Source organism: Kurthia sp. 11kri321, from assembly GCF_001534765.1.
Taxonomy (GTDB): Bacteria; Bacillota; Bacilli; order Bacillales_A; family Planococcaceae; genus Kurthia; species Kurthia gibsonii.
This window is the reverse complement of the sequence record NZ_CP013217.1, coordinates 67501-82966: the sequence shown is the minus strand read 5'-3', so window position 1 is coordinate 82966 and position 15466 is coordinate 67501. Positions and strand designations below refer to the sequence as shown.

Below are 15466 nucleotides of genomic sequence, written 5' to 3'. Positions count from 1 at the left end.
TCTTAAATATTTTATAACTCCAACGCCAACTGCTCTGACATTAGCTCTGCTTGTTCAATTACTGTTTCTACCGCTTGTTTACTGATTTCTGGTGGGTAACCGTATTTCTTCAGTAAGCGCCGTACGATAACACGCATTTTTGCACGTGCTGATTCTCGTAAGTTCCAATCAATACTCATATTCTCTTTGATGGACTGAGTTAATTCATGTGCAATAATTTTCAATGTATCGTCACCTAGAACTTGTTCAGCTGTATCGTGTGAAGCTAAAGCATCATAAAAGGCGATTTCTTCTTTAACCATGCCATTTTCTTCGCCACGTTTATAGGCGTCGTCCATCTCTTTAGCTAACTCAATTAATTCCTCGATAACTTTTGAGGTTTCAATCGTGCGCTTATTATATTTATTCAGCGAGTTCGCTAGCATTTCAGAGAACTTGCGGGCTTGAATTAAGTTACTACGTTGTACACTGCGTACTTTACCATTCAGTAAACGATTCAATAACTCCACTGCCAAATTCTTTTGTGGTAATGCTCGAACATCCTCTAAAAATTGATCAGATAAAATCGAAATATCTGGATTCTCTAGTCCAAGCTCTTTATAAATATCAATGACATCTTCCGAGATAACTGATTTTGAAATCAATTGATTAATTTGTGCATCCATTTGTGTTGCTGTTTTCTTTTTACTGCCATCACCGATTGTTTTCACGATACTTGCTTTTACAGCTTTAAAGAAACCAATCTCATCATTTAATTCTTCAGCTTCTTGTGTTGTGGCACATAGCGCGTAGGCTTTCGATAACTCTGTAACGGTATCAAGGAATCGTTTCTTCTCTTCCTCACCTAAACCAATAATATAATCCATCGTATTCACAATTGCTTTAATGCGTTGTGATGATTTTTCGGATTTAAAACCTGAGTAATCATGACCATGTAACATTTCTAAAATAAGCTGATGTTTTTCTAACATGACATCTACGGCAAGTGCTGTATCAACACCAGCTGTTTCGCGGTCACTATCTGTATATTGCTTCAATGCTTGTTTTAAATTATCGGCAATCCCAATGTAATCAACAACTAAGCCACCTGGTTTATCTTTAAATACACGGTTTACGCGTGCAATTGCCTGCATTAAGTTATGACCTTTCATCGGCTTATCAATGTACATCGTATTCATCGCAGGTACGTCAAACCCTGTTAGCCACATATCTCGTACAATAACGATTTTTAATGGATCATCATTGTCTTTCATGCGACGCGCTAAAAATTCACGACGTTTTTTATTACCGATAAACGGTTGCCATTCTGCAGGATCACTCGATGAACCTGTCATTACAATTTTAATAGCACCTTTGTCGTCATCATCTGAATGCCAATCTGGGCGAAGTTTAATGATTTCTTTATATAAATCAATCGCGATACGACGTGACATGACGACAATCATCGATTTACCGAACATTCCTTTTTCACGTTCTTCATAGTGATGAACTACATCCTGTGCCATTTTTTCAACGCGTGAACTTGCACCAGCGATTGCTTCTAAACGTGACCATTTTGACTTTAGCTTTTCCTTTATTGATAGTTCTTGATCTTCTGTAATATCTTCATAATCTTCATCAATCGCTAATCCCTCTGGTAACTCTAGAGGAATAACACGTGACTCATAAAAAATCTTAACTGTCGCACCATCTTCTACAGCCTGTGACATATCATAGACATCAATGTATTCACCAAATACTGCTGGTGTATTGCGGTCTGTTGATTCTACTGGTGTCCCTGTAAATCCGATAAATGAAGCATTCGGCAATGCATCACGAACATATTTCGCATAGCCATACTTCACTTCACCTTCGTGATCTTTTTGTTGTGATAACGCTGCACCGAATCCATATTGTGAACGATGGGCTTCATCTGCCATGACAATAACATTTGTACGATTGGTTAGACATGGCATTTCACCTGTTTCTTCATCAGGTGAGAATTTTTGTAGTGTCGTAAAGATGATGCCTCCTGATTCTACATTTAATAATTCACGTAAAGATTCACTAGACTGTGCTTGGCTCGGTGATTGGCGTAAAATATCCTTCGACATTGAGAATGTTTTATACAGCTGATCATCTAAATCGTTACGGTCTGTTAAAACGACTAAAGTTGGATTATTCATTGTTTTAATTAACTTACCGGCATAGAACACCATCGATAAACTTTTACCAGAACCTTGTGTATGCCAAACGACACCAATCTTATGATCACCATCTTCCGCAGTTGCTACTTGTGCTTTTTCAACTGCTTTATTCACTGCATGGTATTGGTGATAAGCAGCTAAAATTTTGAATGTGTTTTCACCATCTGATTGGAATAAAATAAAGTTTTGAATAATATCCAGTAATCGACGAGGTTCTAACATGCCATTAATCATGACTTCAAGTTGAGGTTCAGCAGGGCTTGCTAATGAAGTGCCGTCAACCGTACGCCATTTCATAAAGCGTTCTTCATTCGCAGTAAGAGAACCTACACGTGCATTAATACCATCACTCGTAATTAAGAAAGCATTGTAACGGAATAATGTTGGAATCGCTTGTTTATACGTTTGGATTTGATTGTATGCATCTGAAATATCAACATCTTCATTCGTCGCATTTTTAAGTTCCATCACAACAACAGGTAAACCATTTACAAAAACGATGACATCTGGACGCTTATTAGATTGTCCTTCAATAATCGTAAACTGATTAACTGCCATAAAATCATTGTTTTGTGGATTTTCAAAATCAAACACATAGACAGAAACAGTCGGATTATAACCATCTTCTCCTTGTACTTGTATCTCAATACCATCCGTTGCAAGTTTGTGAAATTGTTTGTTGTTTAGCGTTAGATTTGGTGAGGCATTGGCGATGATCTTTTGAACAGCTTCTTCAATGATTTTTACAGCAAGGGTTGGATTAATCTTGCGTAAAGCCTCACGCAAACGATCAACCAATACAACATCTTGAAAACTATCACGCTCTGAATTCTCGCCATCCGGTGCAATATCTGGACCTTCAATAATTTCATACCCTAGTTCTTCTAACCATTCAAGTGTTGCTACCTCTAGCTCGGATTCATTGTATTTAAACATGTCTTACACCTCCAAATCATCAGGTATTTCGATTTCACCTGATAGTAGTTTTGGGAGGAGCGTGTCACGGAGTTGTTGTAAATTGATATTTTCTTCTTCTAACAAACTCATTTTTTCGTAAAATCTACTAACTGTATTTTCGAAGTTTGCTATTACTTGTTCATTCGAATAAGCATATTTTAATCGTTTCAAATCATTCAAATTTATTGCATTAAATACTGCACCATTAGCTCCTAAAATAATTTCTTTAACTAAATTATCTACAATATTATATAAATAAAATTGTTTATCATCTTTATGTTTTAATGCAAAACAAGATTGATTCATTGCCATAGGTCTATTAGCCAAAGCTAGTTTGCCTACTGTACCACGAGCTGTGATAAATAAGGTATTCTTAGGATATAATTTACTATTACATTTTTCTAATCCCAAATCAGTGATTGATTTCTCTGTAGTAGTTGTATAAAGATTATTTTTTGCATCTTTTGGTGTAAAAAATGGAATAGTTCCATGCCAATAGCTTTCTTCTTTTGTTTTAGGGGTACCACCACTTAAAAAATCTACATTTTCAGAAAGATATTTTACACTCCACCCTTTAGGTATCTCCCCTAACTCACTTTCCACCATTTCTCCACCACTTGATTTGTACGGTTTTCCTTCTTCATTTGGAAATTCGAAGTCGATGAACCAATGTTTGAAAAGGGTTTGAGAGATTTGTTCTAAATTATTTATCATCAAATAATTAGTATCTATTTTCTCGTCTAAATATTTAAGTATTGATACTATTTTATTTTGAGATTTTAAGGATGGTAATGGTATCTCTAAGCTTTTTATATTGTATAAAGGTAATTTCCCCTGCGCCGATCCAACTTTTCTAGAAAGAATTTTAGCTTGTCCTTTCTCGGAATTTAAATAATAGTATATAAAACGTGGATTTGCTTGTTTTTTATCAATTATTAATCTAACAGCATTTTCAGTAAGGTTTGCTCCATGCATATTCGAGTTAATATAAAAAACCAATCCAATTGTATGTCCAACAACTGCTAAACAGACATTATCTTCTTCTACAATATATTTTGAGATTTTTTGATAAACACTCGAAGTTAAATATTGTAAATCTCTTTCATTTACTTGATTATTTTCTATATCAACAAGTCGGATGTATGGATGGTCAGTTGGACTAGTTATTAAACTTTCTCCCTTTGGTAATCTTTTACCGCCTTTTACATTAGCTATTTCTTCAATTTTCGTTATGCTAAATTCCATACCCAATACCACCTAACGCTTTACGAATCTGTTCTTCTAATTCCTTCGATTTCGCAAATTGCTCAGATAACTCATTTGTTAAACGTGCCATTTTTTCTTCAAATGGTTCGCCGTCCTCTTCTTCATCTGCTAAACCAACATAGCGTCCAGGCGTTAAAATATGATCATTTTCGCGTACTTCTTCAATCGCTACTTCTTTACAAAATCCTGCTTCATCTGTGTATTTAATTTCATTTGTACCGCGCCATGCATGGAATCTCTCTGCGATTCTTTGGATGTCTTCATCACTAAATTCTTTATGTGTACGGTCAGCCATATGCCCTTCATTACGTGCATCAATAAATAAGATTTTTTGGTCACGGTCACGTTTACCAGTTTTTGCTTTGCTTTTTGATACAAACCAAATACAAACTGGAATCGGTGTTGAGTAGAATAATTGTCCTGGTAATGTAACGACACATTCCACTAAATCATTTTCAATCAGCTTTTTACGAATTTCACCTTCGCCACCTGAATTAGAAGACATAGAACCGTTTGCTAAAACGAAACCTGCTGTACCTGCTGGAGCAAGTTTAGAAATCATATGTTGAATCCATGCATAGTTAGCATTTCCTTCTGGTGGAATACCGTATTGCCAGCGCACATCATCTTTAAGCTTATCGCCACCCCAATCTTTAATATTGAACGGTGGATTTGCCATAATGTAGTCAGCTTTTAAGCCTTTATGTAGATCATTTAAAAATGTATCTGCGTGATGTGGGCCTAAGTTTGCATCAATCCCACGAATTGCTAAGTTCATTTTACAAAGTTTCCATGTCGTTGGATTAGACTCTTGACCATATACAGACAGGTTATCAATACGACCTTGATGTTCTTTAATGAATTTAGATGATTGTACAAACATACCACCAGAGCCACATGCAGGGTCATATACACGGCCTTTGTATGGTTCTAGCATTTCAACTAGTAAGCGAACGACTGAAGATGGTGTGTAGAACTCGCCACCATTCTTGCCCTCTGCGCTTGCAAAGTTACTTAAGAAATATTCGTAAACACGACCGATAACATCTTTTTCACGGCTCTCTTCATCACCGACTTTGAATGAGAATAAGTCGATTGTTTCGCCAAGACGTGTTTTATCTAATTCAGGGCGTGCAAATGACTTAGGTAATACCCCCACTAATGATGGATTTTCTTTTTCAATTGCAACCATTGCAGCATCAATTAATTGACCTACTTCTGGTTTCTTCGCATTGTCTTTAATGAATGACCAACGTGCTTCTTTTGGTACAAAGAAAATATTCTCCGCAATATATTCATCGCGGTCTTCTTCGTCTGCCCATTCATCTTCTTTTAATTCTATATATTTTTCTTCAAATGCATCAGACACATATTTTAAAAATAATAAACCTAATACAACATTTTTATATTCACCAGAATCCATTGATCCTCGTAATTTATCTGCCATCTTCCATAAATTTTCTTCAAAACCTAAGTTTGCTGTCGCCATGTTGTTTCCTCCTACTATCTGCTAAATCTATATACCTATTATATCAGTTAATTTATAAATACAATGACCATTTACAAATTATTGTATAAAAGTAGTTTGATTTATTAAATATATGACAAAACCCCTATGAATGAAGTGAGTTTACTTCATTTATAGGGGTTAAAAATATTCTTACTCCACTGTCACACTTTTCGCTAGGTTACGTGGTTTATCCACGTCACAGCCGCGTTGTAGGGCTGCATAGTAGCTGATTAATTGTACTGGGACAACTGCTGCTAGTGGTGATAGTAATGGGTGTACGTGCGGGATTGTGATGGCATCGTTTGCTTCTGCCATGCCTTCCATTGAGATGATGCATGGGTTTGCACCGCGTGCTACGACTTCCTTCACGTTACCGCGTAAGTTTAGTGCGACTTCTTTTTGCGTCGCAAGTGCAATGACAGGTGTGCCGTCTTCGATTAAAGCAATCGTACCATGCTTCAATTCACCGCCAGCAAATCCTTCTGCTTGAATATACGAAATCTCTTTTAATTTTAGTGCGCCTTCCATACTCACGTAGTAATCCATGCCACGTCCGATGAAGAATGCGTTACGTGTTGTTGCTAGGAATGATTCTGCTAGTTTAGCAAATTCTTCTTTGCGATCAATAATTGATTGAATCGCATTCGCCGCAATACCTAATTCTTTCTTCAATTCGATTTCTGGTTGGTCTGCCACAACATACGCTGTAATCGCTAATACTGCAACTTGTGCTACATAGGCTTTTGTTGACGCTACTGCGATTTCTGGACCTGCATGTAATAATAATGTGTAGTCGGCTTCACGTGATAATGTTGAGCCTGGTGCATTCGTCATCGTTAATGCTTGATAACCTAATTCTTTCACCTTCACTAATACTTGGCGGCTATCTGCTGTTTCACCTGATTGTGAGATGAAGATGAATAATGGTTTTTTCGATAGTAATGGCATGTTATAGCCAAACTCACTTGCAATATGCACTTCTACAGGGATTTTGGCAAGCTTTTCAAAGTACTGTTTACCGATTAATCCTGCGTGGTAGCTCGTACCTGCAGCAATAATATATAGACGATCTGCTTCTTTAATCGCTTGTTGAATTGCTGGGTCAATCGTTAATTGACCTGCTTCATTTTCATACTTCTGTGTAATGCGACGAACGACTGCTGGTTGTTCATCCATCTCTTTTAACATGTAGTGTGGGTACGTGCCTTTGTCGATATCGCTCAAATCAAGTTCTGCTTTATATGGTGCGCGTTCTACAACGGTTCCATCTAACTTTTGGATTTGAATTGAATCTGCTGTCACAATCACCATTTCTTTATCATGTAATTCAATAAATTGATCTGTTACGTGTAACATCGCCATAGCATCTGATGCCACAACATTGAACTGTTCGCCAACACCTACTAATAGTGGGCTACCTTTTTTCGCTACATAAATGACATCTGCTTCTTCTGCATCTAATAAAGCTAACGCATAAGAACCTTCTACTAATGTTAGTGTTTTACGGAAAGCTTCTGCTGTTGTCATACCTTCATTTGAAAAGTGTTCAATTAATTGCGCAATGACTTCTGAATCCGTATCACTCGTCATTGTCACACCTTGTAAATATTCATCTTGTAATAAATGATAGTTTTCAATCACACCATTGTGTACTAATGTAAAACGTTTTGAAGCACTTTGATGTGGGTGTGCATTCACATAGTTCGGTACACCATGTGTCGCCCAGCGTGTATGTCCAATTCCTGTTGTTGCATCTACTGTCATGTCCACGACATCACGTAAATCTGCAATACGTCCTTTTTCTTTGAATACCTGTACACCCGCTGCATTCTCTACTGCAATACCCGCTGAGTCATAACCACGATACTCTAATTTTTCTAGTCCCTTCAACAAAATTTCCTTTGCATCTAGTTGACCAATATAACCTACGATTCCACACATATTTAATTCCTCCGATATTTTGCAAATTATGAAAAGAGAAAAAGTCCATAGCAATGAAAGTTCGCATAGAAATTCCCTTACGAACAGTTTCTCTGTCTCTCTATGATTTGCCATTTCATCTCTTTGTCTAATGAATCACTTCACTATTTTAAAGATGAACTTACGATCGGGCTGTCGACCGGGAGGCATCCGCCGAAACTTTCGATACTCCTCCACCTCGTCTACTGAAGATACTTGTCGTCCGATTTCTTCAGTACTGGCGCTATAACTGTTTTTCCGATTTACGCTTCTACACAATCCTCCTCAGCAAATTATCAGAACTATATCATAAACGGTAAAAGAATATACGTCAATTTAAAACATACAAATATCATTTTATTTATATAATATTCCCAATTTCCCAGGAAATAAACACGAAAAAAGACAGTGTCGGCTTATTTCCAACACTGTCTTTTGAATGATGTTATTCAGCTAAACCCATTTCTTCTTTTACAACTGCTGCAATGCGTTCACAATATGCATCACATTGTTCTTTCGTTGAAGCTTCGACCATTACACGTACAAGTGGTTCTGTGCCTGATGCACGTACTAATACACGTCCATCACCATTCATTTCCGCTTCTACAGCTGCGATTGTTTCAGCTACTTTTTCATTTTGTGTCACAGCATGCTTATCTGTTACACGTACATTGATTAATTTTTGAGGGAAGATTGTCATTTCAGCTGCTAATTCTGATAGACGCTTACCTGTCATCTTCATTGTATTCACTAGTTGTAAGCCTGTTAATAAGCCATCACCTGTCGTATTGTAATCAAGGAATACGATATGACCAGATTGCTCACCGCCGACATTGTAGCCACCTTCACGCATCGCTTCTACAACGTAACGGTCTCCAACTTGTGTTTGAATACTCTCGATTCCTTCTGCTTCAAGTGCTTTGTAGAAGCCCATGTTACTCATCACAGTTGAAACCACTGTATTCTTATTTAAACGACCTTTTGCATGATGATATTTTGCACAGATATACATAATTTGATCGCCATCTACAATCTGTCCTTTTTCATCGACTGCAATTAGACGGTCTCCATCACCATCGAACGCTAAACCGACATCAGCACCCTTTTCAAGTACGAATTCAGCTAATGCTTCTGGATGTGTTGAACCTACGCCATCATTAATATTTAAACCGTTTGGTGAAGCACCCATTGATGATAGATCGGCTTCTAGATCAGCATATAAATGTGTCGCAAGTGATGACGTTGCACCATGTGCACAGTCAAAAGCAATATGAATATTTGAGAAATCTTCATCTACTGTTTGTTTTAAGTATTGGATATATTTAAGTCCACCTTCAAAGTAGTCACTTACAGACCCTAAATCAGCACCTGTGGGACGAGGTAGTGTATCTTCATCTTGATCTAAAAGCGCTTCGATTTCCGCTTCTTGTTCATCTGATAATTTAAAACCATCTGGACCGAAGAATTTAATCCCATTATCTTCTACAGGATTGTGTGATGCTGAAATCATAACACCTGCATTTCCACTCATTGCGCGTGTTAAATAAGCAACGCCAGGTGTACTAATAACGCCCAAACGCATAACCTCAGCACCAATTGAGATTAGCCCTGCTACCAATGCACCTTCTAACATCTCACCTGAAATACGCGTATCGCGACCAATTAATACCTTTGGACGTTCTGTTGCGTCTTTTGTTAAGACATATCCTCCAAAGCGACCTAATTTAAATGCTAACTCAGGAGTTAGCTCACTATTAGCGACGCCACGTACGCCGTCTGTACCAAAATATTTACCCATTTGATTTTTTCTCTCCTTCAAAACCATTCCTCATATACGTTAGTCTTGTTTCGTAAAACGAACTTTTATTTGATCTAACGACGGAGTCAATTCTATACCTTCTGAACTCTTTACTTGGATTGGTAGCTCTTGTATCCCATCATCAATTTTACTTGCATCAGCAAATGCTTGAATATCTGCTGTCGTCAGAGCTGAAATTAATTTAGAAGCGCCTTTTGCTATCACATTAATTTGCCCTGATGATGGTGTAATAAATTCTGCACTATAATCTGTAATGTTCATGCCTTGCAACTTCACATTTATATTTTTAAATGTTTTTTCGACGTCTTCCGTTGCAGTATCTTCTTCATCTTTTTTCGCTGTATCTGTTTCATTTTTGTTTTTCGCGCTCGTCTCATTTTCTTTTGATACTTTTACGCGTACATCAACTGCTGCAAATGATAAATCTGCTACACCTGTAGGTTTTTCGAGTGTTCCTTTAACAGTTGTCGTCTTTTTCAAACCTTCTACATCTGCATTTACAACAACCTGTTGTATTTTTTCTAAATTACCACGTGAACCATATACAAGTACTTTATCAGATTTAGGGGTTACACCATCAACTGTATAACCTTTTGCCGGTTTTCCTTTTTGGTTTACAACGAGTGGCACTTCTTTATTATACTCAGATAACTCAACTTTTACTTTAACGGTTTTTGGCTCTACGTCAACATTTAAAATATTCATATTGCGGTCAAAGATTTTAATTCCCGCTACCTTTTCGAATGTCTTATCTGCATCTTTACTCGCTGAGACTGTAGCTTTTACATACGTAATGCGATCAATCGCACTCTTTGCACCAGATACAGTTACCGTTTCTGGCTCTGTTGTCATGTTTTTCACGTATTTTGTATCTGCAAGCTGCCCTTCATTAATTTCAGGTTCCACTTTCACATCTTTTGTAATACGTTCTTCTACATTTACTTTTGCTGTTTTCGGTTCGACTTCTACAGCTAGTTTATCAGAGAATCCTTCAGGTTCAAACTTAACGACATGCGTTCCCGAAGGCTGATCTTTGATATTCGCAACCACTTTAATATTACGACCTGTTTTCGTTGTGATAACAATGCCTACAGGACCGCTAATTTTAACATCAACAGTCTGTGGTACGCCTGTGACAACAAAGTTATTATCATCGTATCGTAATTCAACAGGCACATCACGCAAAACTTCTTCTTTAATACCAGAGTTCGTCGAATCAATCGTATTACCGCTCGGTCTCACACTAAAAAACATTAGAATAGCTAGAGCTAAAGCTGTAATACGAAGCATCCAGGGGTTATCAATAAATTTATTCACTATTTTTTGCCCCCTTTCCATGACCAACGTGTTGTATTTTTCTCTGTCGTATCACCGAACCAAGCATTACGCAAACGTTGTTCAAACTCCTCCATTGAAAGGTCACGATGTAATTCACCGTTCACTGTTAAACTAATGCCACCTGTCTCTTCTGAAACAATGACAGTTACTGCATCTGTTACTTCACTAATTCCGATTGCTGCGCGGTGCCTTGTTCCTAATTCTTTTGAAATGAATGGACTCTCTGATAGCGGTAAATAACACGCTGCCGCTGCAATACGATTCTTTTGAATAATAACTGCACCATCATGTAATGGTGTATTTGGAATGAATACATTAATCAGTAATTCTGAAGAAATATCTGAGTTCATCTGAATACCTGTTTCAATGTAATCATTCAAACCCGTATCTTTTTCAATTGAAATCAATGCACCAATACGACGCTTCGCCATATAGCTAATTGATTTTGTCATCGCACTAATTAAACGATCACGTTCCTCCTCTTCCTGCATACCACTTCGAGCAAAGAGCTTTCCGCGCCCTAACTGCTCTAGCGCTCGACGAAGTTCAGGTTGGAAGATAATAATAATTGCTAAAAAACCATAATCGATTACTTGATTTGTCATCCAGCCTAACGTTGTAAGCCCTAAATATTCTGTTATAATTCGAATAATAATAATGACGAAAATACCTTTTAATAATTGAACAGCTTTTGTGCCCTTAATTAATGTAAGTATTTTATAAATGACGAACCAAACAAGTAAGATGTCTAAAATATTTAGAAATGTCCTTACTAGTTGATTCTCTGTTAAATTCGTTATTTCATTAATAAATGTCATGTGGAATCCCCCACTTTTCTAGCGCGTACGTATGGTAATAAGTATAGCATAACATACCCCGTCCTCGCCTTTTTCAAGCCAAAAAAGGATAGAATTTACTTATCATATAGCCTGATATTCAAAAGGACGGAAAAATGCAGCTGCAAGTTTCCGTCCCCTTTAGTTATTCGAATGTGAATAGCTTTTTTGTGCCGTCTTTGATGGTGTACCATAACCATTCAAATGTATCATCAATTTCTTCAATCTGGCCTGTTACATTTGCAGTAGAAGCCATGTACTTACCGTTAATAACGGTGACATCCCCTTCTACCTTACCATCAATGACTAAATCACCATTTGTGACAACGATATCCCCTTTTACCGTTTGTCCTGCCGGTACAGTCACGCGATCTCCTTCAACAATCATCCCCGGATGTTCTGTTACAGAAAATGCTGAGCGGTCATTGTATCCTGATAATAAAGAAGCACTCATTAAAATCATGAACAGTGCGGCTGCGACAAGAATCGGATGCCTTCTCAACCATCGCTGCACACCGGACTTTAATTTTGGCTTTGGTAATCGGAACATAACGCGCTCTGTAAATCCTGCTGGTACAGGCATCGCTTGTAATGTTCCCACTAAGTAAACGACACGATTTAATTCATCCATATGTCGTTGACAATCCGGACATGTCTGTAAATGTTCAGTAAGCACTCGATCATGCTCAGAACTAATTTCTCCATCTAAACGCTCATGCATATAGTGGACAATCTCTTTTGGACATGTGTGCATCATGCTTCCCCCTACACGTCACCTAACTGCTTACGTAACGCTTCTCGCCCTCTGTGTACACGTGTTTTCACAGTACCTAGTGGTATTTCGAGAATATCGCTAATCTCTTGCAGCGGTAACTCCTCAATATACTTTAAAATAACGACCGTACGATATTTTTCTGGCAATCGACCAATTTCGTAATGAATACGTTCTTTTAACTCCATACGTTCTACTTCTTCGTCTGGTAGACGTTCTTCTGACGCAATTTGCGAATACATATCTAGTCCTTCAGTTCCCGGTACTTCGGCATCTAAGTAATAGTCCGGTTTCTTCTTTCGCAAACGGTCAATACAGAGATTCGTCGCAATACGAAACAACCATGTTGAAAATTTTCGCTTCGGATCAAATGTATGCAAATTTATATATGCGCGCACAAATGCTTCCTGTGCGATATCTTCAGCTTCTTGTTGATTCCCAACAATACGATAGCATACGTGATAAAGACTCTGCTGGTAAGAGTTCACAATGTCAGAATACGCATTTTGATCGCCCTTCAGCACCTGCTTTATTCGTTTGTGTATTAACGTGTCCATTGTGATGTTCCTTCCAACTAAACTGTACTTGATATACGTTTTATTCCATCATATAGTTTCAAAAATCGAGTACGTATATTATTGTAACATGAAGAAGGGGGTTATGACTTTTCAAACTATACCAGTGATTCACCTAATAGCGAACCCATTAAGCCTACAGCTACATTTGCTGTTGCATTCTTCGTATCTAAAACAGGATTCACTTCTACAAATTCAGCTGATGTTAACAGGTTCGACTCTTGCAGCATCTCCATCGCTAAGTGACTCTCGCGATATGTAATCCCTCCTGGTACTGGTGTCCCCACACCTGGCGTATACATTGGATCTAAACCATCTAAATCTAAAGATAAATGCAAACCATCAATTTCACGAGAACGTAGATAAGCAAGTGCATCTTCCATAACAGCCGCCATTCCTAAACGGTCAATCTCATGCATTGAATATACTTTAATGCCCTTTTCTTTAATTAGTTCGCGCTCTCCTTCATCTACCGAACGTGCACCAATAATTACTAAATTTTTCGGATCAATCTTCGGCTGCTCCCCGCCAATATGCGTTAGCTTTTCATGTCCTAGTCCCATTGCTACTGCAAGCGGCATACCATGAATATTTCCTGATGGTGATGTTTCAGCTGTATTCATATCCGCATGCGCATCATACCAAATCACACCTAGATTTTTATAATGCTGCGCAAGACCTGCTAATGTTCCAATCGCAATACTATGATCACCACCTAATACAAGTGGGAATTTTTTATGTTCAACTGCTGTCGCAACTTGTTCTGCTAATTTTGTACATGCTTCTACAACTGCGCCTAAATTACGCAATTTCGGATGTACTTCTAGTTTGGCTGCGTTTGGCACGTAGATATCCCCTTCATCTACAACTTCATGTCCTAATGCCTCTAAACGCTCTACAGCACCTGCATAACGAATAGCACTCGGTCCCATATCTACACCTCTACGCATTTGACCAAAATCGATTGGCACACCAATCATTGAAATATTTAATGTTTCCATTAAAACAACCCCCTTTGTTAGTTGTTTCTATTGTAAACATTTTTATGTAAATGGTTCAACTGCACATGAATTCGCATAATTATTCAAAAATAGCTATTTAAAGAATAGATTTTCTAAATGAAAACCCTATCTTTGTTTTTCATTTTTTCGCAAAAAAAAAACCATCTCAACAACGTGAGATGGATGCAATCATAATGGATGAGTCATGCAGGATTCGAACCTGCGACCCTCTGATTAAAAGTCAGATGCTCTACCAACTGAGCTAATGACTCATTATAAAAACAAAAATGGCTGGGGTACCTGGATTCGAACCAGGGCATGACGGAATCAAAATCCGTTGCCTTACCGCTTGGCTATACCCCAACAATGGAAATGATATTTAAATTAAATGGTGGAGGGGGGCAGATTCGAACTGCCGAACCCGAAGGAGCGGATTTACAGTCCGCCGCGTTTAGCCACTTCGCTACCCCTCCGACAAAAAACAATATGGTGGAGGATGACGGGATCGAACCGCCGACCCCCTGCTTGTAAGGCAGGTGCTCTCCCAGCTGAGCTAATCCTCCGAAATATGAATGGTGACCCCTACGGGATTCGAACCCGTGTTACCGCCGTGAAAGGGCGGTGTCTTAACCGCTTGACCAAGGGGCCATCAATTTAAGTCTTTCTTAACAAGACAAGAATTATAATATCATGTTTATGATGTTATTGCAAGTGTTTTTCGAAAATAATTTTTAAGTTTTCGTAAGCTTCCAACCGGGCTCGAACCGGTGACCTCTTCCTTACCATGGAAGCACTCTACCTGCTGAGCTATGGAAGCATAGCTTTTAAACATAAAAAATGGCTCCGTTGGCAGGACTCGAACCTGCGACCCTCTGATTAACAGTCAGATGCTACTACCAACTGAGCTACAACGGAACAACACTATTATTTTGTTGTGCTATCTCTAACACAATTATTATTATAACAAAATATAAAGTAAATGCAATAGCTTTTTAAATAAATTTTAAAACTTTTTATTTTCTGATTTCATTCGTTTATCTAAGTATTTTGAAGCCATTATGGCGTTTTGTTTTACGTTTACATACCTAAATAGGTTTTTATCTCACAATAGTTTATAACGTGTTTTAAAACGTATTATATAGCTTAAAATAACCTCATTCTATATATTACTATAAAAGACTGTACGAGCTTGTAGAGCAGCTTTTTAACTAGCTTAAAAGGGATCATCTACTGTAGATTCTTTCAAG

General features: G+C 37.8%; 10 protein-coding genes and 7 tRNA genes. All 17 read right to left on the bottom strand.

Annotated features, from left to right (window positions below; all coding sequences use genetic code 11):
- Positions 1–11: 11 nt before the first annotated feature.
- The 17 genes from ASO14_RS00470 to ASO14_RS00390 all read right to left on the bottom strand — a co-directional run bounded on the left by ASO14_RS00470 (position 12) and on the right by ASO14_RS00390 (position 15134).
- A complete protein-coding gene (locus tag ASO14_RS00470) occupies positions 12–3122 on the bottom strand; it encodes a type I restriction endonuclease subunit R (RefSeq protein ID WP_068450210.1) in 3111 nt (1036 codons plus the stop codon).
- Positions 3123–3125: 3 nt separating this feature from the next.
- Complete coding sequence (locus tag ASO14_RS00465) at positions 3126–4388, bottom strand: restriction endonuclease subunit S (RefSeq protein WP_068450208.1); 1263 nt, start codon at positions 4386–4388, stop codon at positions 3126–3128.
- Positions 4378–5898 (bottom strand): class I SAM-dependent DNA methyltransferase, encoded by a 1521-nt coding sequence (locus ASO14_RS00460; RefSeq protein WP_068450206.1) that lies wholly within the window; start codon positions 5896–5898, stop codon positions 4378–4380. Before ASO14_RS00460 ends, ASO14_RS00465 begins: the two co-directional genes overlap by 11 nt.
- 171 nt (positions 5899–6069) lie before the next feature.
- Positions 6070–7860, bottom strand: a complete 1791-nt coding sequence (glmS, locus tag ASO14_RS00455) for a glutamine--fructose-6-phosphate transaminase (isomerizing) (protein ID WP_068450204.1) — start codon at positions 7858–7860, stop codon at positions 6070–6072.
- Positions 7861–8323: 463 nt separating this feature from the next.
- On the bottom strand, positions 8324–9676 hold the full coding sequence (glmM, locus tag ASO14_RS00450; protein WP_068450202.1) for a phosphoglucosamine mutase: 1353 nt from the start codon (positions 9674–9676) through the stop codon (positions 8324–8326).
- A 39-nt stretch (positions 9677–9715) separates the two neighbouring features.
- Entirely contained in the window at positions 9716–11014 is a 1299-nt protein-coding gene (locus ASO14_RS00445; protein WP_068450199.1) for a CdaR family protein, read from the bottom strand.
- Complete coding sequence (cdaA, locus tag ASO14_RS00440; protein ID WP_068450197.1) at positions 11014–11853, bottom strand: diadenylate cyclase CdaA; 840 nt, start codon at positions 11851–11853, stop codon at positions 11014–11016. The genes ASO14_RS00445 and cdaA overlap by 1 nt, the downstream gene beginning before the upstream one ends.
- Positions 11854–12016: 163 nt before the next feature.
- Entirely contained in the window at positions 12017–12625 is a 609-nt protein-coding gene (locus ASO14_RS00435) for a zf-HC2 domain-containing protein (RefSeq protein WP_068450196.1), read from the bottom strand.
- A gap of 11 nt (positions 12626–12636) precedes the next feature.
- Entirely contained in the window at positions 12637–13200 is a 564-nt protein-coding gene (gene sigW, locus ASO14_RS00430; RefSeq protein ID WP_068450194.1) for an RNA polymerase sigma factor SigW, read from the bottom strand.
- Between the two features lie 116 nt (positions 13201–13316).
- Positions 13317–14219: an arginase gene (gene rocF / locus ASO14_RS00425; RefSeq protein WP_068450192.1), complete on the bottom strand. Its 903-nt coding sequence runs from the start codon at positions 14217–14219 to the stop codon at positions 13317–13319.
- 199 nt (positions 14220–14418) lie between these two features.
- A tRNA-Lys gene (locus ASO14_RS00420) sits at positions 14419–14491 on the bottom strand.
- A gap of 16 nt (positions 14492–14507) precedes the next feature.
- Positions 14508–14582 (bottom strand) — tRNA-Gln (locus ASO14_RS00415).
- 26 nt (positions 14583–14608) lie between these two features.
- Positions 14609–14692 (bottom strand) — tRNA-Tyr (locus ASO14_RS00410).
- A 14-nt stretch (positions 14693–14706) separates the two neighbouring features.
- A tRNA-Val gene (locus ASO14_RS00405) sits at positions 14707–14782 on the bottom strand.
- Positions 14783–14792: 10 nt separating this feature from the next.
- Positions 14793–14867 (bottom strand) — tRNA-Glu (locus tag ASO14_RS00400).
- A gap of 96 nt (positions 14868–14963) precedes the next feature.
- Positions 14964–15036, bottom strand: a tRNA-Thr gene (locus tag ASO14_RS00395).
- 21 nt (positions 15037–15057) lie between these two features.
- A tRNA-Asn gene (locus ASO14_RS00390) sits at positions 15058–15134 on the bottom strand.
- Positions 15135–15466: the final 332 nt, after the last annotated feature.

Coding starts and splice junctions, on each gene's coding strand:
- glmM (WP_068450202.1), bottom strand. CDS start 9,676: ATGGGTAAATATTTTGGTACAGACGGCGTACGTGGCGTCGCTAATAGT.
- cdaA (WP_068450197.1), bottom strand. CDS start 11,853: ATGACATTTATTAATGAAATAACGAATTTAACAGAGAATCAACTAGTA.
- glmS (WP_068450204.1), bottom strand. CDS start 7,860: ATGTGTGGAATCGTAGGTTATATTGGTCAACTAGATGCAAAGGAAATT.
- ASO14_RS00470 (WP_068450210.1), bottom strand. CDS start 3,122: ATGTTTAAATACAATGAATCCGAGCTAGAGGTAGCAACACTTGAATGG.
- sigW (WP_068450194.1), bottom strand. CDS start 13,200: ATGGACACGTTAATACACAAACGAATAAAGCAGGTGCTGAAGGGCGAT.
- ASO14_RS00465 (WP_068450208.1), bottom strand. CDS start 4,388: ATGGAATTTAGCATAACGAAAATTGAAGAAATAGCTAATGTAAAAGGC.
- ASO14_RS00460 (WP_068450206.1), bottom strand. CDS start 5,898: ATGGCGACAGCAAACTTAGGTTTTGAAGAAAATTTATGGAAGATGGCA.
- rocF (WP_068450192.1), bottom strand. CDS start 14,219: ATGGAAACATTAAATATTTCAATGATTGGTGTGCCAATCGATTTTGGT.
- ASO14_RS00435 (WP_068450196.1), bottom strand. CDS start 12,625: ATGCACACATGTCCAAAAGAGATTGTCCACTATATGCATGAGCGTTTA.